Annotated in this window: 23 protein-coding genes and 1 pseudogene; 8 read left to right on the forward strand and 16 right to left on the reverse strand. The window is 42.7% G+C overall.

Features of this window, described 5'->3' with window-relative positions; translation table 11 throughout:
• Nucleotides 1-69: 69 nt before the first annotated feature.
• Nucleotides 70-642, reverse strand: coding sequence for a hypothetical protein (locus ACU6U9_RS20030; RefSeq protein ID WP_446736733.1), 573 nt, complete (start codon nucleotides 640-642; stop codon nucleotides 70-72).
• Nucleotides 639-3,365, reverse strand: coding sequence for a lamin tail domain-containing protein (locus ACU6U9_RS20035; protein WP_446736734.1), 2,727 nt, complete (start codon nucleotides 3,363-3,365; stop codon nucleotides 639-641). The genes ACU6U9_RS20030 and ACU6U9_RS20035 overlap by 4 nt, the downstream gene beginning before the upstream one ends.
• A gap of 216 nt (nucleotides 3,366-3,581) precedes the next feature.
• Between ACU6U9_RS20035 and ACU6U9_RS20040 the strand changes: the two genes are divergently transcribed.
• The 4 genes from ACU6U9_RS20040 to ACU6U9_RS20055 all read left to right on the forward strand — a co-directional run bounded on the left by ACU6U9_RS20040 (nucleotide 3,582) and on the right by ACU6U9_RS20055 (nucleotide 7,801).
• On the forward strand, nucleotides 3,582-4,031 hold the full coding sequence (locus tag ACU6U9_RS20040) for a hypothetical protein (protein WP_446736735.1): 450 nt from the start codon (nucleotides 3,582-3,584) through the stop codon (nucleotides 4,029-4,031).
• Entirely contained in the window at nucleotides 4,028-6,085 is a 2,058-nt protein-coding gene (locus tag ACU6U9_RS20045) for a hypothetical protein (RefSeq protein WP_446736736.1), read from the forward strand. The genes ACU6U9_RS20040 and ACU6U9_RS20045 overlap by 4 nt, the downstream gene beginning before the upstream one ends.
• 97 nt (nucleotides 6,086-6,182) lie before the next feature.
• Complete coding sequence (locus ACU6U9_RS20050; protein ID WP_446736737.1) at nucleotides 6,183-7,172, forward strand: helix-turn-helix domain-containing protein; 990 nt, start codon at nucleotides 6,183-6,185, stop codon at nucleotides 7,170-7,172.
• Between the two features lie 263 nt (nucleotides 7,173-7,435).
• Nucleotides 7,436-7,801: a helix-turn-helix transcriptional regulator gene (locus tag ACU6U9_RS20055; protein ID WP_446736738.1), complete on the forward strand. Its 366-nt coding sequence runs from the start codon at nucleotides 7,436-7,438 to the stop codon at nucleotides 7,799-7,801.
• Between the two features lie 84 nt (nucleotides 7,802-7,885).
• On the opposite strand, the gene ACU6U9_RS20060 is transcribed toward ACU6U9_RS20055, so the two are convergent.
• Together ACU6U9_RS20060 and ACU6U9_RS20065 are read right to left on the reverse strand one after the other, a co-directional pair.
• Nucleotides 7,886-8,497 carry an FKBP-type peptidyl-prolyl cis-trans isomerase gene (locus ACU6U9_RS20060; protein WP_446736739.1) on the reverse strand — a complete coding sequence of 204 codons (612 nt, stop codon included), beginning with the start codon at nucleotides 8,495-8,497 and terminating at the stop codon, nucleotides 7,886-7,888.
• A gap of 90 nt (nucleotides 8,498-8,587) precedes the next feature.
• Entirely contained in the window at nucleotides 8,588-9,337 is a 750-nt protein-coding gene (locus tag ACU6U9_RS20065) for a sulfite exporter TauE/SafE family protein (RefSeq protein WP_446736740.1), read from the reverse strand.
• 34 nt (nucleotides 9,338-9,371) lie between these two features.
• On the opposite strand from ACU6U9_RS20065, the gene ACU6U9_RS20070 reads away from it, so the two are divergent.
• The gene (locus ACU6U9_RS20070) at nucleotides 9,372-9,623 is read left to right on the forward strand and encodes a glutaredoxin family protein (protein ID WP_446736741.1); all 252 of its coding nucleotides are present in this window, start codon (nucleotides 9,372-9,374) and stop codon (nucleotides 9,621-9,623) included.
• Between the two features lie 56 nt (nucleotides 9,624-9,679).
• Here the strand turns inward: ACU6U9_RS20070 and ACU6U9_RS20075 are convergent, their stop codons facing one another.
• Nucleotides 9,680-10,294: a riboflavin synthase subunit alpha gene (locus ACU6U9_RS20075; protein WP_446736742.1), complete on the reverse strand. Its 615-nt coding sequence runs from the start codon at nucleotides 10,292-10,294 to the stop codon at nucleotides 9,680-9,682.
• A gap of 96 nt (nucleotides 10,295-10,390) precedes the next feature.
• On the opposite strand from ACU6U9_RS20075, the gene ACU6U9_RS20080 reads away from it, so the two are divergent.
• The 3 genes from ACU6U9_RS20080 (at nucleotide 10,391) to ACU6U9_RS20090 (ending at nucleotide 12,728) form a co-directional block, all read left to right on the forward strand.
• On the forward strand, nucleotides 10,391-11,560 hold the full coding sequence (locus tag ACU6U9_RS20080; RefSeq protein WP_446736743.1) for a patatin-like phospholipase family protein: 1,170 nt from the start codon (nucleotides 10,391-10,393) through the stop codon (nucleotides 11,558-11,560).
• A 77-nt stretch (nucleotides 11,561-11,637) separates the two neighbouring features.
• Nucleotides 11,638-12,321 (forward strand): hypothetical protein, encoded by a 684-nt coding sequence (locus ACU6U9_RS20085; RefSeq protein ID WP_446736744.1) that lies wholly within the window; start codon nucleotides 11,638-11,640, stop codon nucleotides 12,319-12,321.
• A gap of 2 nt (nucleotides 12,322-12,323) precedes the next feature.
• Complete coding sequence (locus tag ACU6U9_RS20090) at nucleotides 12,324-12,728, forward strand: hypothetical protein (RefSeq protein ID WP_446736745.1); 405 nt, start codon at nucleotides 12,324-12,326, stop codon at nucleotides 12,726-12,728.
• Between the two features lie 11 nt (nucleotides 12,729-12,739).
• On the opposite strand, the gene rnhB is transcribed toward ACU6U9_RS20090, so the two are convergent.
• From rnhB to ACU6U9_RS20145, 11 genes and pseudogenes are all read right to left on the reverse strand, one after another.
• On the reverse strand, nucleotides 12,740-13,360 hold the full coding sequence (gene rnhB / locus ACU6U9_RS20095; protein ID WP_446736746.1) for a ribonuclease HII: 621 nt from the start codon (nucleotides 13,358-13,360) through the stop codon (nucleotides 12,740-12,742).
• Nucleotides 13,357-14,496, reverse strand: a complete 1,140-nt coding sequence (gene lpxB, locus ACU6U9_RS20100; protein WP_446736747.1) for a lipid-A-disaccharide synthase — start codon at nucleotides 14,494-14,496, stop codon at nucleotides 13,357-13,359. The genes rnhB and lpxB overlap by 4 nt, the downstream gene beginning before the upstream one ends.
• Nucleotides 14,496-15,267, reverse strand: a pseudogene (gene lpxA / locus ACU6U9_RS20105) (acyl-ACP--UDP-N-acetylglucosamine O-acyltransferase). The gene lpxB and the pseudogene lpxA overlap by 1 nt, the downstream one beginning before the upstream one ends.
• Nucleotides 15,260-15,712 (reverse strand): 3-hydroxyacyl-ACP dehydratase FabZ, encoded by a 453-nt coding sequence (fabZ, locus tag ACU6U9_RS20110; RefSeq protein WP_446736748.1) that lies wholly within the window; start codon nucleotides 15,710-15,712, stop codon nucleotides 15,260-15,262. Before fabZ ends, lpxA begins: the two are co-directional and overlap by 8 nt.
• 4 nt (nucleotides 15,713-15,716) lie before the next feature.
• Nucleotides 15,717-16,733 carry a UDP-3-O-(3-hydroxymyristoyl)glucosamine N-acyltransferase gene (gene lpxD / locus ACU6U9_RS20115; protein WP_446736749.1) on the reverse strand — a complete coding sequence of 339 codons (1,017 nt, stop codon included), beginning with the start codon at nucleotides 16,731-16,733 and terminating at the stop codon, nucleotides 15,717-15,719.
• 3 nt (nucleotides 16,734-16,736) lie between these two features.
• On the reverse strand, nucleotides 16,737-17,252 hold the full coding sequence (locus ACU6U9_RS20120; RefSeq protein ID WP_446736750.1) for an OmpH family outer membrane protein: 516 nt from the start codon (nucleotides 17,250-17,252) through the stop codon (nucleotides 16,737-16,739).
• Between the two features lie 83 nt (nucleotides 17,253-17,335).
• The gene (gene bamA / locus ACU6U9_RS20125) at nucleotides 17,336-19,750 is read right to left on the reverse strand and encodes an outer membrane protein assembly factor BamA (RefSeq protein ID WP_446736751.1); all 2,415 of its coding nucleotides are present in this window, start codon (nucleotides 19,748-19,750) and stop codon (nucleotides 17,336-17,338) included.
• 74 nt (nucleotides 19,751-19,824) lie between these two features.
• Nucleotides 19,825-21,165 (reverse strand): sigma E protease regulator RseP, encoded by a 1,341-nt coding sequence (gene rseP / locus ACU6U9_RS20130; RefSeq protein ID WP_446736752.1) that lies wholly within the window; start codon nucleotides 21,163-21,165, stop codon nucleotides 19,825-19,827.
• The gene (ispC, locus tag ACU6U9_RS20135) at nucleotides 21,162-22,340 is read right to left on the reverse strand and encodes a 1-deoxy-D-xylulose-5-phosphate reductoisomerase (protein ID WP_446736753.1); all 1,179 of its coding nucleotides are present in this window, start codon (nucleotides 22,338-22,340) and stop codon (nucleotides 21,162-21,164) included. The genes rseP and ispC overlap by 4 nt, the downstream gene beginning before the upstream one ends.
• Nucleotides 22,337-23,176 carry a CDP-archaeol synthase gene (locus ACU6U9_RS20140; RefSeq protein WP_446736754.1) on the reverse strand — a complete coding sequence of 280 codons (840 nt, stop codon included), beginning with the start codon at nucleotides 23,174-23,176 and terminating at the stop codon, nucleotides 22,337-22,339. The genes ispC and ACU6U9_RS20140 overlap by 4 nt, the downstream gene beginning before the upstream one ends.
• Nucleotides 23,170-23,925, reverse strand: a complete 756-nt coding sequence (locus ACU6U9_RS20145; RefSeq protein ID WP_446736755.1) for an isoprenyl transferase — start codon at nucleotides 23,923-23,925, stop codon at nucleotides 23,170-23,172. The genes ACU6U9_RS20140 and ACU6U9_RS20145 overlap by 7 nt, the downstream gene beginning before the upstream one ends.
• Nucleotides 23,926-23,976: the final 51 nt, after the last annotated feature.

The following is a 23,976-nucleotide window of genomic DNA, read 5'->3' on the forward strand; positions in this document are numbered from 1 at the left end:
GCACCACTGCTCATAAGGTCAGTTAGTTGCAGCGACGAGGGGTTTGAAAAAGAAAGGAACATAATGCAGTTAGTTTTGACACTGCCAAATAATCTGTGATTTGTAATCCGCTACGTCATCCGCTATATGCTTAGACGGTTGTTTTTGCGCCTGACGATTGGCCCATAGAATAGTGCAATTTGACTCAACACCCATAGAAAATGGGGAGACAACATCGGTATTAAACTCACTCAACTGATTAGAGCGTGTATTCAATAATGTAAACTGGCTGCCCGACAACTCAAGCTTCCAGTAATCAAATCTAAACCATTTTTGATAAGAGCTTGCTACCCAAGTCGTAACACCTGAAGGGCTCACCAACTTAAACAACAAGTCTTGGCCATCCGGATGGTTTTTTCGAGACAACTCTACCTGACAATTATTGCATTCAAATTGATCTAAAGGCCAATCTTGAACCCTAACCGGACCAAGATTAGCAACCTTATTATTAATATTGATCGACTCTGTACCAATAAAGCTTGGACCAGTGATATCAAACAGCGGCTGCTCAATACGAGCATTTATCTGCACTTGCTCGGCATTAGTTTGACAGCCTACTAGTACACTCAATATTAAATACGCTATAAAATTTTTTATTATCATTGAGCTGTCATTTGCTCACGTAGGCGTTCAAAAAATGCAGCTGAAGGACTGTGCTCCTGAGCGACTGGTGACCTATCATCACCTACTTTATCAACCATCAATACCGCTTCTAAAGTGACATCTCGAGCCGATGATAATTTTGCACCAGAGTTATCACCACTGAAATAACGTTGAAAATCTAAATTAATATTGCTCCAGTCATCGTGGTCTGTGGATGTTCCAGTTACTTCAACTAACGCACCTAGCAAGACTGCGGATGTATCTGTTTTATCACCATCGCAATTGTAGTCAACACTGTCGGTGGATGATTGACCAAGACCCAATGTTTCATTTAGTGAGCTTATGTCTAAGTCAATACCGTCACCATGGGAGAAGTCCATAACAAATGTTGATGAGTTTGGAGGATTACTCAAGCCAGTGTAACAAGTATAATTGGCGTCATTAATTTCATAGCGATAATATATTCTGTCACCTTCATCCGAACCAATAGTTGATAAACCACTGAGCTGATAAAGGTAATTCATAATGCTAAAGTAATTCGGCTCATAATTATTACTGTCATTAGTGCCGCCATGATAAAGCCCTAAATTATGCCCTAATTCATGCATCAGAGTACTGGCCTGATAATTAATGAGCGTGTTGGTATTTGCGGTGGTCGTCGAATTCAACCCCCACTCACCAAGTGAAACAATCAGGTCATTACCATTTAATTCAGCGAGTCCCGATGAACCCTGTGATCCATTTTGCGTATTAGCAAACATCAAATAGTGGAAAATCTGCTTACGAGCATAATCCATATAACTCAATTTATAATCATATAAGCTAGTAGCGGTACTAAATGTCATTGCATCAATAAACGGAACCTCTTCACCACCGCCCAAGTCAAAATCGGCAGGGTCTGTACCTACGGCAGAATCATATAAATCACCCACATCAAAATGAACTGCAATTCCCTGCGCAGCAAACACATCGACAACTTTTTGCAATGCTTCTTTTCGCGGAGTAATGCCTTCATCTGCAGCTTGGGCAGAACTATTTGTGGAGTCCATATAATCAATTTCAATGAAGATGTCCTTTTGACCTGTTCGCGCGCCCCACTCATAAAGTGGCAAGCCTGCAAACGTACTGCCTGATATTTCACTGCAATCAGGGATCCCATCTGAATCGGCATCCGTTGTACAAGTTACATCATTAACGCCGCCAACAGTCGCAAAGTCGTAAGAAATCCAATCACCTTGTAAATTAGTATCGGTGTTTGCACTACTTCTACCGATACTATGACCATATTGGTCTGCTACAGAAGGAAGTGCTGTCGCGTATGCGCCACTCCAAGCAGATGCCGTCGTAGGTGAAAAAGATGCTCCAAATGTCACAAAATCTTCTGTCACACCCGCTTTTAATAATTCAATGTAACCCGTTGCCCCCCAATAAGGGAATTTTGTACCATCCTTTACATAAGCAACACGACTGTTTGAAGCAAATGTGACCGCTGCATCTTGAGCACGAACAACAAGGTATTGACCAGGTGCAAGCGTTACACTCGGCAATGAAAACTCATGAGCCGAAAAAATAGAGGCGCCATCTAAATATTTTGATTTCAACGTGTAATTTGACATATCAACAGATGCTGATGTTGGGTTATACACTTCAAAGAAACGTAATGTATTCGAATAATAAGATTCACCGACTTCAGTAATTAATAAGTTATTTATTGATGTGTTAAATGTATTTGTGACATTTGCTGCGACACTATTTCCTAATATATTTGCAACACCGGTTGTCACCTTAAATTTATACTCAGTACCTGAGTCGATATTCACCGAAGCTGTAATCGTAATGGTTCGATTTAAATTTGATGCAACTGCTGATGTTACCTGAATGCAGTTTGTAAAATTATCTTTTGAGATTTGAATCGTTCCGGTACATGCTCCTGCAGAACTGTTATACGTTATTGTACTGGTGTTAACAGGATCATCAGACGTAATAATAAAAGTGGTATCTAAAGAAACATTCGAAGCGTTATTACTTGGAGATAAACTTATAGCAGGCGCTGTTGCATCACTAAAAGACAATGTCACTGTTGCCACTGACGAAGTGTTCGTACCATCACTTAACTCAATCGTAAAAGTATCACCATTAATACCACTGACAGATGAAGGCTGATATTGAAAGGTAGATGTAGCGTTATTAGTAATTGTAACTGTGCCATGCATAGCTTGCGTTACGATAGAATACGCATAACTACTCGTCGGAGAGTCCGCATCGGATGCGGTTAATGTAAAAGCAACTGCCGAACTAAACGCCAAACCTGACTTAGTTTGATCATTAATAACTGGGGGAGCAACAGATGGGACAGATGGGACAGATGCAACTGTAATACTAAATGCATCCAAGCGAGACGTATTCTGGTTATCTGACGCGGATATAACAATATTACTATAAACACCAATATCTTGAGTGCTTGGCGTTCCTGTTAACGCGCCGGTTAATGAATTAAACGATGCCCAGCTAGGCATATTCGAAATACTAAAAATAACAGACCCTGTTGCAGAGGCAACAGTCGGTAAAAAACTATATGCACTCTGTGCATTTACACTAGCAGTAGGGACTCCAGATATACTGAGCTCTTGCCCTACTACAACTGTTACCCCCCCACCTCCAGAACCACCACACCCAGCAAGAGAAAGCATTAAAACAAACATCGAACCAACTAATCTGATCACGCGTTCACCACTACAACTATAAAAGGCTGCTGTAAACATAGACCAAATGCGAAGGAAGTCTGTTGTAAATGTGTAAGTTATGATTAAAAGCATCGTCACATTTCGTTCTAATAACACTTGCTTTTAAAATATTTCAGGCATAATTCGCAATTTTAACGATCAATGGTGTGCCTAGCAGCAAGTTAGATTTAGAATTGGCATAAAAGGGCTATAAATATGAAATTTAGTGTCATCGTCGTTATTTTTGCCGCTGCGCTTGCTTGGCTGCTATTTGATTTAAACAAGGTATCGATCATTGATACAGCAAAGCATATTGACGCTCCTGTAACTAACGAGACTGCTTCGATGATCAAGCCGAGAACGCAAGCACCGTTATCTAGCGAAACTGACATTAAACAAGACATATCAGATGCAGGAAGCAAACCCGACACCTCGGTCGTAAAGTCCCATCTAGATCACCTTTCGCCCGAAATGAAACAGGCCTTAAAGGACACGCTATTTCACCATGGCCCGAAAACCATAACAGAAGATAGCCACGGTCGTGTTCGCCTGAACCAGGCTGGTCGCTACGTAAATATGCCGGTTGCTGTTCGTAAAGCCGATGGCACAATAGAAATCAAAGAATACTCGGTTATTCCCGATACAAGTACGGTTACAGCACAATGATATTTAAATACCCAACTCAGTTCTTATGCGCAGCATTATCATTAAGCTTTTTCCACAGCACAAGCTTTGCAGCCTCCTGCCCTAGCAGCACGAGCAATGTAGGCAGTATTTCATACTGTTTGGTAAATGGCAGCGCATCAAGTATTCAACTTAATTTTATCTCTGGTTTTGATTCAACTGAAAGCGTAGCCGTACAAGGCGGTAATAATGGCGCCACCATTGGCGAACAACGTCGACTAGGGTTTATTAAAGCCGCTGAAATTTTATCAACACAAATTACCACCACCCAAACGATTGTGGTAGATGCCTCATTTAGCAGCCTACCGTGTGATTCTGGGACAGCTGTTTTAGGCAGTGCGGGAGCCTCAGATTATGTTGCCTTTAATGACGCTGACAAACCCCTCCCTGCTAGTGCAATCATTGATACTTTTTATCCAATTGCATTATTTAATGCTTTAAAGGGCACCGATATTTACCCAGGTGATGCCGATATAACGGCTAACTTCAACTCTAACCTAGGTGGCAACTCTTGCTTACTTGGTGGTGACTGGTATTACGGTTTTGATGATAACACTGGCAACTTAACTGGCTTTCTAACCGTACTGTTACACGAAATCACGCATGGTCTCGGCTTTTCATCACTTGTTGATTTAAGTACAGGAGAAAAGTCCATTGCAATCAGTAACGATGGCAGTTCGGCTGTCATTGATGATGTGTTTTCAAATTTCTTATACATTAAAAGCGAAGGTAAAACATGGGGAGAATTAGGCACATCATCATCTGACAACCTCAAACGAAAAAACTCGGCAACCGCTACTAATAATCTTTATTGGAACGGTAGCCAAGCTAATACATTGGCAGAAAATATATTAAATAATGGATTCTCTGACAATGACAACTCATCCAGCTTTACTAATGGTGACCACATTCAAATGTACACTCCAAGCTCATTAGAACAAGGCAGCAGTGTGAGCCATTTCGATACAAGCGTTTCGCCCAATGAACTAATGGAGCCAAACCTTGCACTCAATGCATGTGATATAGGATTAGCATTCGGCGTACTCAAAGACTTAGGCTGGTCTATTGTGGCGCCTAATAAACCTGCATTTTACTTAAATATTAACTGCGATACTGTAGAGAGTGGGCAAACATTTAATAACTTATTTAATGGTAATACTGTCAAAATTACACCTGTTAGTAGCTCTAGTAACTATAACTACAGCCTAACATATGAAGGACAGAGTGCAGATTCCTTGCTAACACAAACTAGTAATGGCGTGTTTGTTAATACACAAAGCTCAGGTGAGTTTGCAGGCGAATATACCCTAACCATTAGTAACGGCACTGATCCTGATATCAGTATTACAATTAATCGACCATTACGTGTTATCTGGTCAAGTGAGGCGCTACTTAACAATGAAGCTTACACATTAACGATTGAAGGTGGTGCGGCTAACTCAACTTATGACTTAACCCAAAGCCAAGTTAATGTGATTAATTTTTTAAACCAACAAAACCAAAGTACGACGTCTGTTACTGCTACGAACAATGCTCAAAAATACAACCCTGCATTACTTAACATCACCAGCAATAACGTAGTAGCGCCATTAAATGTGACAACAACCGTAAAATCACAAAGCAATGCTTATGCAGATGTCAGTGATGACATCACTGTCTACCCTGCACTTATGCATACATTTACTGTCCAGAATTCATCCGGCACGGCCATTGCTAATACAGCGGCCAAACTACCGGATAGCACCGTTATAAACGCTGTGGGCATAGAAAAAAATTATGTGAGCGACACTACAGGAAAAGTTTCTATCAATTTACCCAACACCAGTGATCGTTTTTCGATTGTCTTCAGTAAATCAGGCTATAGCGACCAAATACTCACTGTCAGCTCGAGTCAAACCACTCACACAGTAATACTCAATGAGACTCAAAACATCACTGACAACAAACCTAAGTTTGGCTCTGGCGGTGGCGGCTCTCTGCCCATCGGATTTATTACGTTATTTGGCTTGTTAATATTGCGCCGATTACGCCCTTGAGCCACTAAGGCGCATGCATTAGTATCCAGAGCCTAATAATAAAAAATATAAGTTAGGTACTGCTTTGTTAATGCTTTCGGGTTTCGCCTTAGGGGTTATGTCTGTTTTAGTTCTGGTTGTTTATCGTGATTATGGCACGCTAACCATTACTAAAACGTTTATCGCTATGTTATTTACAGGGGCTTGCTTCTTACTCGAGCCGCTGTTACCTGGTATTTGGGCACTATTTGCTGCCGACTTATACACAATGGTCCCCGCACTTTTTTGGCTTTTATGTCAGCTGGCGTTTTCTCACCGTCCGAAAGTCTTGTCTTTTTCTGGCTTTATCGCCCTATATACATTTTTATCACCCATGATTGCTCGTCACTTTGTTGACTCAAGTAATGAGACGCTTATGTCGTTGTTATGGACGTGGCCATCTTATTTTGAATACTTAATCATCATGTTAGGGTTATGGACCGTCATATCAAACTGGTCAGATGATCTTGTGGAGTCACGGCGACAACTGCGAGGCGCTGTCTTAATTGGCGTAGGCATCAGCGTTTTATTAGTAGTAATTCCGGCCAATACTCATATTGTTGGTCTGTGGCTCCCTTATTTATCGATTAGCGTTATTACTCTGCTGTGCGCATATTTTTTACTGCACACCCATCAAGGCGTGTTGTTTGGTTTAGTAAAAACACCCAGTTCAAACATAGAATCTCACGAAGAAACAATTAAGCCTCTAGTGCAAGAGCATGACTGTACACCAGTACCAAATTTAAGTATGGATGCCTGCAAGCTAAACACCCTTATGCAACAAGGCTTTTATCGCACCGAACACCTCACACTTAAGGACTTGGCAACTGAACTTGAATTGCCTGAATATAAAACGCGCAGCTTGATTAATCAGACATTAGGCTATCGCAACTTTAACGACTACATTAACCAGCTAAGAATTCACGAGGCGGCTGAACGCTTAAAAAGTGAACCTGATAGCCCTGTATTAAATATTTCATTAGATGTGGGTTATCGCACCCTAAGTTCATTCAACCGTGCATTCAAAGATATTATGAGCATGTCGCCTTCTGAATATCGATCAAAGTAGCCTATTCCTCACAGTTGAGACTGTGCAAATACTCGAAATAAGCGCTTTTTCGTCATTTGCACAGTGCTCCGTTACAGCCATACTCCACCGCTATAGCGCCTGTATTTACTGGGTTTAAATCTTCTGCATAGTGCTTTTTGCTTATTGCAAACTCATTTAAGTCGAGCTTTACCAAATCTCAAAGTAGAGTAATTACACCAATAACAATAAACGATACTTAGCGGGATGGACTGATTATGCAATGTGCTCACAACCAGCCACATATGACTATTCACTTTCAGCCTAAACACATGGGTTTAGTAGATGACATTAAACAGATTCTAAAGACGTCGTTATCAGACCACCCAAATTTCGACATGATAGCCGACGCTTTTAATATCAGTGGCCGCACTCTACGCAGACAGCTATCTGAAGCGGGCACCAGCTTTCAAAAGCTGTTAGATAACCAACGTCGTCAATACGCCATAAGATGCTTACAAAATACCGACATGAGCACAGAAGATATTGCAGAAGCATTGGGCTTTAGCGATGTCGCCAATTTCCGCCATGCCTTTAAAAAATGGGTTGGCCTATCGCCAGCCGTTTATCGCCAACAATTCCAATTTCCGCACTCTTCCATTAGTGCTTAATGTTAATGGCCTATAAACGCAAAAAAGCTACCTATAGGTAGCTTTTTTGCGTTCTTTTTAGCGGCGTAAACCGAAAGCTAAAAATTACAGTACGTTAAGCAGTTCAACTTCAAATACTAATGTGCTGTGTGGCGGAATCGCGCCTTGGCTCCCTTGTGGGCCATAAGCCAAATCACTTGGCACGTATAGACGCCATTTTGAGCCTTCTTTCATTAATTGCAGGGCTTCAGTCCAACCAGCAATCACACCACCCACAGGGAACTCAGCAGGCTGCCCACGCTCAACAGAGCTATCGAACATACTGCCGTCGATGAATGTACCGTGGTAATGAGTACGTACTGTTGACTCACGTGTTGGCTGCGCGCCATTACCTTCTGTCATCACTTCGTACTGAAGACCACTTTCAAGTGTAATAACGCCTTCTTTTTTCGCATTCTCAGCTAGAAAATCTACGCCCACTTGCTTCGCTTGCTCTGCAGCTTTGGCTTGCTCTTCTTGCATTTTTGCTTGAATAACTTGATACGCTTCTTCAATTTGCTCTTGAGAAAGGGGCATCTCAGCATTCGCCATAGAGTCTTGAATGCCTTTTAATACGCCATCGATCGCAAAACCATCAAACTGGCTACCTTTAAGCTGATCGCCCACTTGACGACCAATCAAATAACTAACTTTTTCAGCAGGTGTATCTAATTTCATAATGTTTCCAAAAAGCTCACACTAAGGTGAAAGTGAATTCGCCGCGCACTTTATCATATGCTGCCATAAAGTTCAGGCCCTGCACCCGCTTTATCCAATAATCAGCTTGACCCCAACAATCAATGTGACTATTTCATACGCTCGCTTAATCCAACCTGAACCCATCTTAATAGCCAAATGTGCACCCACATAACCACCAACTAATGAACCTAAAACCAACGCAATTAGCCAGTCCCATTGAATTGTGGCAATCAACCCCATCGTCATTGCGCCACTTGCATTCCAAAATAGGCCAACCGCTATCAAAGTATGTCCGACGGCTTGCTTATAATTGAGCCCAAACCACTTTACCAACCACATTGTGGCAAACAATCCACTGCCAGCCGAAAGCGCGCCATTAACAAAGCCTATGACCGCCAAACCAAAGCCTCCTAAAATCCAGCCCATTGTATGCCGGTTCTTTTCACTGGGCTCAAGACCCAGATTCGGCTTAAACAAAGAATATAAACTTAACGCAAGTGACATAACGCCTAGAGCAATCTCAGCGACGCGATCGTCAACACCAATAATAAAATAGGCACCTAAAACAACCCCTGGAATACCGCTTGCCAGCATAAATAAATTCAGCCGCCAACTGGTATGCCCTTCTTTAACATTACGAATCGTGGCCCCTAAGCCAAGGGCAACCGTTGCAATTTTATGCGTTGCTAATGCCACAGAAAACGGCAAGCCCATGAATATCAACACAGGCAATTGAATCAACCCTGCACCGCCTCCTGCAAATGCTGAAAAAATATTGGTCAAGGTACTGATCAAAAACAGTATAATCTGGTCTAACATAACAATATTCACTTAAAAGGAGCTAATTGAACGCATGACGTCCTATGCCCTGTATTACTATGACCAATGCCCATTTTGTCAAATGGTGCTACGAGAGATGCGCAACTTACCACTACAAGTTGAGCTTAAAAACACATTAAAAGACCCAAAGAATCGTCAAGATTTAATACAAGGGGGCGGTCGCACAACCGTACCTTGCTTGCGCATTACTGACGAAAGCAATCAAGTACAATGGTTGTATGAGTCAAGAGACATTGTTCAGTATTTAAAGAAAGAAGCGAAATAAACCACTATAAATAAAGACATTAAAAAGCACGCTGATACTTAGCGTGCTTTTTTTGTTTATGCTAATTGTTTTTGTTTTAGCAATCGCTCAACCGTATCGACAATCGCTTGGGTATGGCTATCAATCTCAAAATTAATACCATCTCCCACCTGCACATTCTGATAAGTGGTTACATTCAACGTCTCAGGAATTAAATACACACAGAAGCGATCTTCTTCAACCTGCGCAATGGTTAAGCTACAACCATTCAAACCGATATAACCCTTATCAAACACATAAGGTTTAAAGCCATCAAGTAGCTCAAACCATACAATGCAGTTATTCTCAGGGCGCTCTATCTCTACTACCTTGGCTACACCATAAACATGACCACTTAATTGATGGCCTCCAATGTCATCACCGAATTTTGCAGCACGCTCCACATTAACTAAACTGCCTTCTTTAAGCGCCTGTAGATTTGTGAGCTTTAAGCTGGCCATCATGACATCAAAGGTTACATGGTTTTCATTAATGCTGGTCACCGTCAAACAGGTGCCATTTAACGCGACACTCGCGCCAATAGTGAGTCCCGGAATAAGATTTTGTGGCAGCGCCAAGGTGAACGTCCACAAACCTGGCTTTTTTTCGATGCGTTCAATTTTGACAGCACACTGTACGATTCCGGTAAACATGGCAAAACCTCAAAATTAAATAGCGCATTATGAACTATACTCAGCAGATAGAATATATTTGTAAGTCATTCATAGACGAAAAAAGACAAGCGCTCAATGATACGCAAAACCCACACAAAAAAAATAGGATTGGTGCTGTCTGGCGGTGGCGCGCGTGCGGCTTATCAAGTGGGCGTACTCAAGGCGATTATTCGCTTACTTCCGCAAGAGCACCCTAACCCATTTGATATCATCAGCGGCACCAGTGCTGGCGCAATTAACGCAGTGGCTCTGGCCAGTTACGCAAGCCACTACCGTCAAGGCATCCAGCGCCTTGAGCATATATGGAAAAATTTCAGTTGTGATCAGGTTTTTAGCAGTGATTTTTTAAGTGTCTTAAAATGGTCAAGTAAGTTCATGCTCAATACGTTTTTTGGCTACAAGGCTGGTGACCCCGTTTCATTACTGGATAACTCTCCTCTTCGCCAATTAGTTAAAAAAATGATTTTGTTTGAAAATATTCAAAAAGCCATCGACAACCAAGACTTGCATGCCCTTTCTGTCACCGCATCGGGTTATGCATCCGGTGAGTCGGTCAGTTTTTTCCAGGGTCACAAGAGCATTAAAAACTGGCAGCGCCTGCGTCGGATCGGCTTACGATCCCGCATTACGGCTGATCATTTATTGGCGTCATCGGCCATTCCTGCGGTGTTTCCTGCGGTACAAATTAATCGTGAATACTTTGGGGATGGCGCAATACGCCAGCTCGCCCCCATGAGCCCAGCGCTGCACTTAGGCGCAGATAAAATTCTCGTTATTGGTGTCAGCGGTCAAGCCCACAAACGCAAACCACGTGAGCCAATGAAACACTATCCAAGTATGGCCAAAATTATGAATCACATGTTTAATGCGGCCTTCTTAGATAGTATGGAGAGTGATGTGGAGCGTCTGTCACGCATCAATAACACCATCAGTAAAATCCCTGAAGACATCATACAGTCACAAAACATCGGCTTGCGTCCAGTTGAGATTTTAGAAATAAACCCTAGTGAGTCAATCGACGACATTGCTGCTCGCCATTCACGCGAGTTACCGAAGAGCTTACGCTTCTTTCTAAAAGGCTCTGGCACCACCCATAAAAGCGGTGCGGGCGTCTTGAGTTACCTATTATTTGAAAGGGGTTTCTGTCGCGACTTAATACAATGTGGTTACGATGATGCAATGAAACGTAAAGACGATATTTTGCGTTTTTTTTGTGAAGAGGACGACTCAAAAAAACAAGCTTGATTCCCTCTGTGCAAATGAAGCCATTGAGGTTACGCTCTTGCCACGCTACCATACTTAAAAATAAAATTATAATTCATATGCGCTTATTATTTATTCTACTCTTTGCACTACCAAACGTAGCAGTCGCCTACCCAGTCGCCCATTATATTGGTTTTGGCAGTGGTTACGCATCAACTGAAACGGAATTCAACGACCAAATTCGCACACTGGGCGCCATTAAAGAAACACCCAGTTATAGCGATGTATCCAGCGCAGATGCGCCTTGGCATGGCTTTGTTGGTTTCCGTTTCCACCCAAATTATGGCATTGAGGTAGGTTACCGTAGTTACGGCAGCATAGAATTCACCAAAACCCTAACCACTCTCGACACCAGTCAATCAAAAGTAACGTCAAGCAGCGTGCGCCAAGCCGATATTTCGACTCAGGGCTTTTATATTGAGCACGTTTTATCTTACGCCATAACGGACTACTTTATTATTCAAGGGCGTGGTGGTGTTTTAATTGGCAATGCACGCTACACAGATACTGAGACACTGACTACTTTCGCCGAAAACGGTGACGCAATTAAGGTTGTTCAACCCAATACAAGTAATGATGGATTCATTAAAGGCCAAGTCGCGTTTAGCGCACTCTTGAAATCATCTGATCAGTGGCTATGGCGCTTACAAGTGAATCAAATTGATATTGATCACAGCGGTGAACAAGAATCTTTCTCCCATTGGTATACCAGCCTATCGCTTGAATACCAATTACAGGAATGACCATGCAATACAGTACAATCAAACTTTTCATTATCATTTTAACCGCGATTCAATTAAGTGCATGCGCATCTATGTTTAACGGTAACGAGCAACAAGTGAGCATCAAAACCCACTCAGATGCTGAAATCTATATCGATGACCGGTTTGCGGGAAATGGCTATACGCAAAAAAAATTAGCACGCGACGAAGCGCATGTTATCCGTGTGAGCAAAGGTGAATGTGAGCAAACCTATACCACTCAAGCAAAATTTAACAAAACCAGCTTACTTGGTTTGTTTATAGACGTGGGACTTATAAGCATCCCCGTGGACTTTATGACTGGCGCCGCATGGGATATTTATCCTGATCGCTTCATTATGCAGCCTCAATGTATGAATGATGCTGCCGCCAGTCATTCACAGCCATAAAAAAACCGCTATTAAGCGGTTTCTTCATTAAGCAGTTTTTTAACTGGCCCATATGTTTTGCGATATATTTCCGTTGGCCCAAGCTCTTGTAGCGCCTCTAAGTGTGCTTTAGTCGGGTAGCCTTTATGCTTGGCCAAACCATAACCAGGATATTGTTTATCCAGTTCAACCATATCATGATCGCGCTGCACTTTTGCCAAAACTGATGCAGCTGAAATAGATTCAACCAATGCATCCCCTTTAATAATAGCGGTGCCGGCACAGGGTAAATCTTTAGGTAAACGGTTACCGTCAATTAAGGCGTGCTGTATTTTAAGGTTTAAACCGTTTATGGCACGGGTCATTGCGAGCATACGAGCATTGAGGATATTAATGTCGTCTATCTCTTGCGCACTGCAACGGGCGATACAATACGCAAGTGCCTTTTCCTTAATAATAGGAAACAGCATTTCACGTTTTTTCTCACTTAATTTTTTTGAATCATTCAATTGATCAATCGGGTTATTTGGGTCAAGTACCACCGCAGCGGCAACCACATCACCGCACAAAGGACCGGCCCCCGCTTCATCCACGCCACAATAAATCAGGTTTTGATCCAGCAAGATCTGCTCTTGCTCAATAATTTCATTCATTTCGATTCAACTAAGTGTGTAATGGCACTTGCTGCAGCAACATCAGCATCGCGCTTCAACCATTGGTGCAATTGGGTAAACTCTGCCTTTAAATGAGCGGATGCCTTTTTATTTTGTAAAAAATTCAACACTGCATTTGCTAAGTTTTCAGCGGTAGCCGCTTCTTGCAAAATTTCAGGCACTAACTCTTTACCTGCCAATAAATTAGGAAGTGACACAAACGGCTGCTTCAACATTTTACGAACTATATAAGCGGTTAATGCTGATAGTTTGTACGACACGACTAAAGGCTTTTTAAATAGCATCCCCTCTAAGGCCGCTGTGCCAGATGCCATTAGAACGGTATCTGAACTTGCCATGGCCTCACGGCTTTGTCCGTGTAACAACTTAATAGACAAACTTTCATGATCCGCGAGCATATCGGTTAACTGCTTAAAACGTTCTTCATTCGCCGCAGGCAATACAAACTGCACAGCTGGTATTTGCTGTTTAATCAACTGCGCAGCTTGTAAAAATAATTCACCTAAACGCGACACCTCACCTTGACGAGAGCCCGGCATTAACGCCACTACCGGCGAATCATTATTTAAATCTAATTGCGTGCGAGCACCTTGAGTATCGGTTTCCATGGCAATGGCGTCTGCTAATGTGTGCCCAACACACACTGCCGGCACATCGTGTTTTTTATAAAAATCCACTTCAAATGGAAACAAACACAATACAAGGTCAACCGATTTTTTGATTTTAAATACACGTTTTTCACGCCACGCCCAAACACTTGGACTAACGTAATGCACCGCTTTGATGTGTTTTTCTTTAAGTTTTTGTTCAAGCTTTAAATTAAAATCAGGGGCGTCTATTCCAATAAACACATCCGGTTTTAGATCTAACAAAGTATTGAACAATTGCTTACGAATCTTTAGCAACTCGCACAAGCGCCCTAATACCTCAAACAACCCCATCACCGATAAACGCTCCATGGGGTATAAGGTTTCAAACCCCTCGGCTATCATTTTAGGGCCGCCGATACCAACAAAGCGGGCATCAGGGTGCTGTTGTTTTAAGGCTTTGATCAATCCTGCCCCAAGGATATCCCCTGACGCTTCTCCTGCTACCATGGCAAAGCACAATGACATTAGCGGATGATTCCTCGAGTTGACTGATCGATGCTATCAATGAATGCTTCAACTGCTGGCGAGTCTTTCAATAACTCAAGTAATTCAGGTCGGGCTTCATCAAGCGTGAGGCCTTTACGGTAAACGGTCTTGTAAGCGTTACGCAGCACTCGAATGTCATTTTTTTCAAAGCCGCGACGTTTTAAACCTTCAACATTAATGCCATGAGGTTTAGCCGAATTACCATTAGCCATAATATAGGCTGGCACATCTTTTAAAACAATTGAGCCAGTGCCACACATACTGTGACTGCCGATTTTAACAAACTGATGCACCTGTGACGCGCCACCTAAAATAACGTAATTGCCAATATGAACATGGCCAGCAATGTTGGTGTCATTCGCAAAGATGCAATTATCAGCAATCATGACATCATGGGCCACATGCACATTCACCATGAACAAGTTTGTGACTACCAATCTTAGTTAAACTCTGGTCTTGCGTGGTGCCACGATGCACAGTACACGCTTCACGGAAGATATTATGATCGCCAATCTCTAAGCGAGTGGCCTCACCTTTAAACTTTTTATCTTGGCAATCATCACCAATGGTACAAAACTGAAAAATTTGGTTGTGCTTGCCAATACTGGTTGGCCCTTTGATCACAACGTGGCTAGCAATCACCGTACCTTCATCAATGGTGACATCTGGGCCAATAATCGTAAACGGCCCTACTACCACGTTTTCTGCCAACTTGGCGCTTGGATCAACAATAGCGCGTGAATCAATCAAAATGTATTTCCCTTTCGGCACACATAATTTCCGCTTGGCAGGCTACTTTTCCATCTACCCAAGCTTCACATTCAAATCGCCAGATACCACGCTTGTCACTAACATAGCGCGCCTCCATTTCTAAGCGATCTCCTGGCACTACCGGTTTTTTAAAGCGAGCCTTATCCACGCCCGCAAAATAATAAACCGTATTTTTGGCCTTTTCTTTTTCGATGGCATCTAGCCCTAATAACCCAGCTAGTTGCGCTAATGATTCGAGTATCAAAACCCCTGGCATAATTGGATGCTTAGGGAAGTGACCTTCAAAAAATGGCTCATTACTGGTGACATTTTTGTAGCCTACTATACGCTGTTTTTTATCCAGCTCAGTGACACGGTCGACCAATAGGAACGGATAACGATGAGGTAATAAATCCGTAATTTCATTGTAATTCATTACCGCCATAATGTTATTCCTTTAAGGATTTCTCAATGAGTTTAATGCGTTTCGCCATATCGTCTAATTGACGGAAACGAGCTGCACTTTTACGCCACTCAGATGTTGCAGACATAGCCGTACCCGAAGAGTAGCTACCAGGCTCAGTAATGCTTTTTGTTACCAGAGTCATCGCGGTCACATGCGTGCCGTCTGCCAACTGTAAATGCCCCGCTACCCCTACGCCGCCTGCTAAAGTACAGCAACGACCAATTTTTGTGCTGCCAGCAATCATACAGCCAGCCGCCATAGCGCAGTGGTCACCAATTTCAACATTGTGAGCAATTTGAATTTGATTATCGAGCTTCACGCCATTACCAATAATGGTGTCACTCATTGCACCGCGATCGATGCTCGTATTGGCACCAATTTCTGTTTGGTCACCCACAACCACGCCGCCAATTTGACAAATTTTAACCCACTGCCCTTTTTCATTGGCAAAGCCAAAACCATCGGAACCAATGACAGCGCCGCTATGAATAATGCACTCATTACCAATCACAACATCATGGTAAATACTTACATTATGATGCAAGCGAGTGTTTTTACCGATCCGTGCGTTAGCACCTACTATGGCACCAGCACCAATGACTGCGCCCGTTTCAATGACAGCATAATCGTCAACGACAGCGTTAGCCGCAATACTGACATCCTCAGCAATTTTTGCACTTGCACTAATCACAGCACTTGTGTGTATATCGCCGCTGGCTTTAGGGAGAGTGTTAAAAAGTTGAGAGACCTTGGCGTACCCTAAGTAAGGGTTGTCCATCACAAGTGCGGCACATTGACAGTCAGCCGCTTGCTTAGGATGAACAATTACAGCACTGGCTTTAGTGTGCTGTAATTGATCTTTATAAGACATGTTCGCTAAAAAGCTTAACTGCCCTTGCGTGGCCTGCGCTAATGTAGCCAAGCCATCGATCTTAATGCTTTCATCACCCATTACATCAGCACTTAAAAACTGAGCAATTTCACCAAGAGTGTAGACCATTACTTATTTCGCAGCACTGGCTTCATTAAGCTTATTAAGCAGTTTTTTGGTTAGATCTAGATCCGGCACCACATGAATAACCGCTTGGCCATTTAATACGATATCCACTTTTTCAGTTTCAATCAGTGCTTTTAGAATCTCTTGTAAACGAGGCAAGTTTGAACGAAAGAACTGCTGACGCCACTGTTGCTCTGCTTGCTGTAATTTACCCGCAAAGAATTTAAATTCGCTTTGCTTTTCTTTTATTTCGTTACGAATTTTACGTTGCTCTTCGTCGCTCATAATGGCGCCGTCTTTTTTCAGCTTTTCTTGACTAGCAAGCATCTCTTTTTCAAGTTGCTTAATTTTGCCAAGATCATCACCAAACTGATCTTCAACTTGCTTAAATGACGCTTTAGCACCTTCTGACTGAAACAATGCACGCTCCATATCAACAACGGCGATCTTACTGCCTGCTGCCATCGCAGTTGAGGTAACAAAAAATAATCCAACTAGCGCGACTTTAATCCACTTCAACATAACACTTCCTATTTAATCACTTATTATTGTAAAAATTGGCCAAGAAGACTGCTTGAAAACGCATCTGTTTTCAAGCAACTATTTTAAAATACTTGCCCTAATGAGAATTCGAAACCTTCTGTCTCATCTTCGTCTTTGCTATTTAACGATCGAGCAAAGGTAAAGGTCAGCGGACCAATGGCCGTTACCCACGTTAAACTAACACCGGTACCCAAACGAATTTCGTCTGCATTAAAGCCTTCTTCACATGATGGGTGGTCATTGGTAAAGCCAGGTGCCGTTGCTTCTGTTAACGCTAAACACTCTGTATCAAATACATTACCGGCATCTAAGAAAATCACACTGCGCATGCTGCGTTGATCTTCAACAAAGGGCAACGGGAAGACTAGCTCCATAGAAGCTTCCGCTAACAAGTTACCACCTAAGCTGTTGTTATCAGCCACATAGTAATCACCATCCGCTACTTTTTTCGTCTCACCATTTTCAGTTATTGTATTGTAATGAACCGTCTTAATCGCGCCACGCGGGCCAAGCGAGTTACTTGAATAACCTCGTACAGAACCAACACCGCCCGCACGGAAGTTACGGAAGAATGGCAATTCACCCGTATCACCATAACCATCGCCGTAACCTAGCTCAGTACGAAGACGGAACGTCCATTCACCTGAGATTGGAAAGTATTTTTGCGCATTATAGGTCACACGGAAATATTCTAATTCGCTGCCTGGTACAGTCGCCTCAAGTGCCAAACTTTGCTTAGCACCGGCTGTTGGGAATAAGCCACGGTTAAGGGTCGTCCAGCTCCAGCTGCTCCCCAATGTCACTTCAACAAAATCTTCGCCTTCATCTTCAATAAAGCCAAGAATCTCTTCAGCAATGCCTGATGTACGGGCTTCCATTAACGTACGACTCGCTTCAATACTAAATGATAAACGCTCACGGCCACTAATCGGGAAGCCAAACGTGGTACGACCACCGTATGTATCCGTATTGTAATCACTTAATGACAACTCGGAAAAATCGGTTTGACTATAGAACAATCCATAACCACGACTAATACCGTCAACCGTGTAGTAAGGGTCGGTATAAGACAAGTTCAAGCTGGAAACCGCCTTCGTTTTATTTAATGAGGTACTCATTTTTTTACCCGTACCCATAAAATTATTTTGCGAAACACTGGTGCCTAAAATCATACCGTCTGCGCTGGAGTAACCGATGCTTAAGTTCAAGCTACCACTTGGTTGCTCTTCAACGCTGTAGTTCACATCAATTAAATCGTCAGAGCCTGGAACTTTTGGTGTTTCAACATTCACACCTTTAAAGAAACCTAACTGTTCTAGGCGACTTTTGGATTGCTCAATTAATTCAGTGGATGCCCAACCGCCTTCCATTTGCACCATCTCACGACGCAGCACCTCATCCATGGTGGATTCATTACCAGTGAAATTAATTCGACGCACATAGGTACGCTTGCCAGGCTCAACAAAAAAGGTCAGCTCAACGGTTTTATCTTCATCGTTAATTTTCGGCACGCCATTAACACTGGCAAAAGTAAAACCTTCGTTACCTAGGCGCTTGGCAATTAGATCTTGAGTAAAGGTTACTTTTTGACGACTAAAGGTTTGCCCTTCATCCATAACAACCAGCTTACGCAGCAGCTCTTCTTCTAAAATTAATTCACCCGCTAAATTCACTTTATTAACCGTGAAAATATCACCTTCATGTACGTTTACGCTGATGAAAACATCTTCTTTATTGGGAGAAAGCGATACCTGAGTGGACTCAACGTTAAAACGGATAAAACCACGGTCTAAATAGAATGAACGTAGGCGTTCTAAGTCACCACCCAACTTCTCACGGGAATACTTGTCATCACTTGAATACCAAGACCAAAGATTGGTTGGCTTTAATTCAAATTGGTTAAGTAACTGTTGTTTTTCAAAGTTTTCATAGCCAACAATATTGATGTGACTAATTGAGGCTATTGAGCCTTCGTCTACGACAATTTTTAGGGATACGCGGTTACGTGGTAGCTTTTTAACTTCGGTATTAATTTGTGCATCGTAACGGCCTTGGCTAACGTATTGACGCTCTAGCTCTAATTCTAAGCGCTCTAATGTTGAGCGCTTAAATACATAACCTTCGGCTAAGCCAGCTTGTTTTAGGCCTGTCTTTAACTGCTCGGTTTCAATTGCGCTGTTACCCTCGATCTCAAGGGCCGTGATGGTTGGTAGCTCAACTAAGCTAACAACGAGGATATTGCCGTCGCGTAACAGCTCTATATCATTGAAGTAACCCGTTGCAAATAGACCTCGCGAGGCTGAGGCTAATTTTGCATTATCGACTTTATCACCAATGTTTATTGGAAATGCACTAAACACGGTGCCAGCGCTTACACGCTGTAAACCATCGACACGAATATCTTTTACGGTAAAGGACTCAGCTTGGGCGAACGTTGCGCCCAAAGCCAAAAGCATGCTGATTAAGGTGAACTTCATGTTAATCCGAATTTATTGTTATCTTAAGCTGTCAGTGGATGAATACAGACCAGCAAATTAATGGTAATTGAAAACTATATGCGACTTATATCATTAAATATGGCTATAAACATAACCATCATAAGTAGCGCCATACCCAGCTTAACCGCAGCTAACTGAATATTCTCCGAAACAGGTGAACCTTTCACCGCTTCGATTAAATAAAATAAGAAATGCCCGCCATCTAACACTGGAATGGGTAATAAATTCACCACGGCCAACATTATACTGATATACGCCAAGAAACTAATAAACGCTTCAAATCCAGCCTGGGCCGAGGCATTTGCCACTTTAGCAATGGTAATCGGGCCGCTTAAGTTTTTAACAGACAATAACCCTTGAACCATCTTACCAATCGACTCAAGTGTAACAACCGACATATCCCATGTTTTATAAGCGGCTTTAGAGATCGACTCAAATACACCAAAGCGCTGGGTTACTACAAACCCATCTGGTAACTCAGGTGATTTAACCATCGCACCAGCAAAGCCATAACTTTCACCCTTATCATTGGTTTTCACTGCCGGAATAAGAGTCAAACTCTTGGTTTGATCATCACGCAGCACATCTAACGTCAGAGCTTTACCACCATTGGCTTGGATAATTTTTACAAAGTCGTACCACTGCTCAACTGCTTGATTATCAACAGAGATAATCTCATCACCACTTTTTAAACCTGCCTGTTGTGCCGGCAACCCATCTTGCAATTCAGCCAAAATAGCAGGGACTTTCGGGCGATAAGGCGCAATACCTAATTCAACCAACGCATTCGGTTCTTCTTTTGTGCTCAACCAGCGCTCAACCGTCATTTCGAATTCTTGCTGGTTTAAGGTCGAAAACGTAATCGTTCCTGTGTCACCTAAACGCTTTAGCAATTGGTAATGAACTTCTCGCCAGCTGCTAACACTTTCGCCATCCACCTTGGTTATTTCTTGACCAGACTGCAAACCTGAGTCATACGCTAAACTATCTGGCGTCACTTCACCAATAACCGGTTTCACTTGAGTGACACCCGTCATAAACATTAGCCAATAAGCAAAAATAGCAAAGATAATATTGGCAGCAGGACCCGCCAATACAACCGCCATGCGCTGCCATACGGTTTTACGATTAAACGCTTGATCAAGCAGCTCAGGCGCAACATCACCCTCGCGCTCATCTAGCATTTTCACATAACCACCCAGTGGGATGGCAGCAATCGCGAATTCACATCCGTTTTTATCGGTACGACTCCATATGACTTTACCAAAGCCAACGGAGAATCTTAAAACTTTGACACCGCAACGACGTGCAACCCAATAGTGCCCGTATTCATGCACGGTAACTAAAATACCCAAGGTCACCGCTAGCGCTAGTAAGCTATATAACACACTCATGATAAAATTTTACCCTCTACAAAGCGCCTAGCCCAGGTATCAGCATGTAAAATAGCCTCTAAACTGTCGGCCGCTTCAATGGTACATGCATTTAAAGTTTCATCGATCAGGTTTGAGATTGATGTAAAGGCGATTTGTTCCCGTAAAAAACCAGACACTGCTACTTCATTTGCCGCATTTAAAATAGTGGCCGCGGTACCGCCCGCCTCAAATGCTTGTGACGCTAAGTTCAGAGCAGGAAAGGAATGATGATCAGGCAACTCAAAATTCAATTGCGCAACGTCAAATAAATTAAGTGATTGAACGCCAGACGCAATACGCTCTGGCCACGCTAAGCCATACGCAATGGGCGTACGCATATCCGGATTACCCATCTGACAAATAACAGAGCCGTCAATATACTGCACCATTGAATGAACAATAGATTCTGGGTGAACAACGACTTCTATTTGCTTAGGTGTCACATCAAATAACCAGCAGGCTTCAATTAGCTCCAAGCCTTTATTCATTAACGTGGCACTGTCTACAGAAATTTTTTGTCCCATAGACCAATTGGGATGCTTAACCGCTTGCTTGGGTGTCACCTTGGACAGAGCATCTAAGCCCCACCCTCGAAATGGTCCACCAGAAGCGGTTAATAGAATTTTTTCGATTTGATGTTGATAACTAGGATCTTGACCATAACCTAATGGCAATGATTGAAAGATCGCATTGTGCTCACTATCAATTGGCAGTAATTCAGCTTGATTATCCTGAACCGCCTGCATAAATAGTTGACCACTCATCACTAACGCTTCTTTGTTTGCCAGCAGCACACGTTTACCAGATTGCGCCGCGGCAAGCGTAGACAATAAACCCGCTGCACCGACAATAGCGGCCATCACTTGATCCACTTCTGGGTCTTTAGCAATCTCAACCAGCGCATTCACACCGCTAAGCACTTCAACTTGACTCGCGTGCTGCTTCAATAATTTTGCCAACTGCTGAGCGCACGCGTCATCAACCATAACCGCGTATTTGGGATTGTGCGCTAAACATTGCTGCAATAACAACTCAACTTGCGTATTAGCGCTTAACGCAAATACTTCATATAAGTCTTTATGGCGAGCCAATACATCAAGTGTGCTTTTACCGATGGAGCCTGTGGCCCCAAGTACGGTAATCATTTGCCTCATACAACTAGGTTCCAGCCAAACACGCTTAACGCTAAAGCAAATAACGGCAATGCCGCCGTCATACTATCGATGCGATCCATCACGCCGCCATGCCCAGGTAGCAAATTACTCGAATCTTTAATACCACGGTGGCGCTTAACCATACTTTCAATCAAGTCACCCACAACCGACATACAAGTAATCAATAGCGTAAGCGAAATTAACAGTGCCCATTGCTTTGCATCCAATGAAAGACCCGCTTCACTTTCTAATAAATAGCCGCCACCTAACGCCATCAGAGTGGTAACCACAAGACCGCCATATACGCCTTCCCATGTTTTACCAGGGCTAACGCTTGAAGCAAGTTTATGCTTACCAAAGGTACGACCAGCGAAATAAGCGCCGACATCCGCGCCCCAAACAACAAACATGACATACATAATTAGATAGTCATTAAACGGATAGCTTTTAATTTGTACAAAGCCTACCCACATTGGCAATAAAATAAACAAACCCATTACGAGTCGTGCAACCGAGCTGCCCCAAATATTTTTAAACTTAGGATGCAGCGCCACAAACACAAACGCAGTAATCCACCACCCTAAAGCCACGTACAGCAGCTCAACCTCTTGCACTAAGCTACTAAATTCAACGGCACATACTAAACCTGCAACCAAGCCTGCATATGCAATTCGACCGACCTGCATTTTTAAACCTGAAAGATTAGCCCACTCCCATGCACCCAAGGTAACAATGGCAGCAATAAATAATTTAAATTGCTCAAGGGGTAGATAAAAGATGCCCCCAATCATGACTGGCGCCAACACCAGCCCGGTAAGAATACGTTGCTTTAGCACGTTTGATCTTCCTTCAATTGTTCATCTGTGCGCCCAAAACGACGCGTGCGGCTATTATATTCTTCTATTGCCGACCAGAAGTTTGTTTCTTTAAAATCAGGCCAAAGTGCATCACTGAACACCATCTCGGTATACGCGAATTGCCATAACATGAAATTACTAATTCTTAATTCCCCACCTGTTCGAATACATAAATCAGGTTCAGGAAGCTCATTTAAACATGTATAGCCAGAAAAAAGCTCAGGCGTAATATGATCAACAGAGAGTTTGCCAGATAACACATCTTTAGCAATGTTCTGCGCAGCATGGGAAATATCCCAACGACCACCATAGTTTGCTGCCACCACTAACGTTAAGCCAGTGTTGTCTTTTGTTTGGTTTTGCGCAATGGCAATATGCTCTTGCAAGACAGGAGAGAAACCAGAAACATCACCCATAATAATAAGGCGAATATTGTGTTCATGAAGTTTTTTGACTTCTTTTTGTAAGGCATTAAGAAATAACTGCATCAATGCATTTACTTCTTTTTCGGGTCTTTGCCAGTTTTCACTGGAAAAGGCGAACAGTGTCAGCACTTCAACTTCTAAGCGTGCTGCTTGTTCAATAACGATTTTAACCGCTTTCACACCCGCCTTGTGACCAGCCACGCCAGGTAAATGGCGACGCTTAGCCCAACGATTATTACCATCCATAACAATGGCAACGTGACGAGGAATTCTTTCAAATTTTGGTAGCGCTGCTTCAGACATTTGTAGAACCTAATAATGAAACTGCGCCTTTAAAAAGGCGCAGTACCGCTT

Source organism: Pseudomonas sp. HK3 (assembly GCF_052920985.1).

Excerpts from the sequence above, each read along its gene's own strand:
- fabZ (WP_446736748.1), bottom strand. The coding sequence starts at position 15,712 with ATGGCGGTAATGAATTACAATGAAATTACGGATTTATTACCTCATCGT.
- lpxB (WP_446736747.1), bottom strand. The coding sequence starts at position 14,496 with ATGTCATTGTGCTTTGCCATGGTAGCAGGAGAAGCGTCAGGGGATATC.
- ACU6U9_RS20145 (WP_446736755.1), bottom strand. The coding sequence starts at position 23,925 with ATGTCTGAAGCAGCGCTACCAAAATTTGAAAGAATTCCTCGTCACGTT.
- ACU6U9_RS20060 (WP_446736739.1), bottom strand. The coding sequence starts at position 8,497 with ATGAAATTAGATACACCTGCTGAAAAAGTTAGTTATTTGATTGGTCGT.
- ACU6U9_RS20120 (WP_446736750.1), bottom strand. The coding sequence starts at position 17,252 with ATGTTGAAGTGGATTAAAGTCGCGCTAGTTGGATTATTTTTTGTTACC.
- ispC (WP_446736753.1), bottom strand. The coding sequence starts at position 22,340 with ATGAGGCAAATGATTACCGTACTTGGGGCCACAGGCTCCATCGGTAAA.
- rnhB (WP_446736746.1), bottom strand. The coding sequence starts at position 13,360 with ATGAATGAAATTATTGAGCAAGAGCAGATCTTGCTGGATCAAAACCTG.
- ACU6U9_RS20055 (WP_446736738.1), top strand. The coding sequence starts at position 7,436 with ATGACTATTCACTTTCAGCCTAAACACATGGGTTTAGTAGATGACATT.
- ACU6U9_RS20030 (WP_446736733.1), bottom strand. The coding sequence starts at position 642 with ATGATAATAAAAAATTTTATAGCGTATTTAATATTGAGTGTACTAGTA.
- ACU6U9_RS20045 (WP_446736736.1), top strand. The coding sequence starts at position 4,028 with ATGATATTTAAATACCCAACTCAGTTCTTATGCGCAGCATTATCATTA.
- ACU6U9_RS20080 (WP_446736743.1), top strand. The coding sequence starts at position 10,391 with ATGATACGCAAAACCCACACAAAAAAAATAGGATTGGTGCTGTCTGGC.
- ACU6U9_RS20085 (WP_446736744.1), top strand. The coding sequence starts at position 11,638 with ATGCGCTTATTATTTATTCTACTCTTTGCACTACCAAACGTAGCAGTC.
- ACU6U9_RS20075 (WP_446736742.1), bottom strand. The coding sequence starts at position 10,294 with ATGTTTACCGGAATCGTACAGTGTGCTGTCAAAATTGAACGCATCGAA.
- ACU6U9_RS20090 (WP_446736745.1), top strand. The coding sequence starts at position 12,324 with ATGCAATACAGTACAATCAAACTTTTCATTATCATTTTAACCGCGATT.
- ACU6U9_RS20070 (WP_446736741.1), top strand. The coding sequence starts at position 9,372 with ATGACGTCCTATGCCCTGTATTACTATGACCAATGCCCATTTTGTCAA.
- lpxD (WP_446736749.1), bottom strand. The coding sequence starts at position 16,733 with ATGGTCTACACTCTTGGTGAAATTGCTCAGTTTTTAAGTGCTGATGTA.
- ACU6U9_RS20065 (WP_446736740.1), bottom strand. The coding sequence starts at position 9,337 with ATGTTAGACCAGATTATACTGTTTTTGATCAGTACCTTGACCAATATT.
- ACU6U9_RS20040 (WP_446736735.1), top strand. The coding sequence starts at position 3,582 with ATGAAATTTAGTGTCATCGTCGTTATTTTTGCCGCTGCGCTTGCTTGG.
- ACU6U9_RS20050 (WP_446736737.1), top strand. The coding sequence starts at position 6,183 with ATGTCTGTTTTAGTTCTGGTTGTTTATCGTGATTATGGCACGCTAACC.
- rseP (WP_446736752.1), bottom strand. The coding sequence starts at position 21,165 with ATGAGTGTGTTATATAGCTTACTAGCGCTAGCGGTGACCTTGGGTATT.
- bamA (WP_446736751.1), bottom strand. The coding sequence starts at position 19,750 with ATGAAGTTCACCTTAATCAGCATGCTTTTGGCTTTGGGCGCAACGTTC.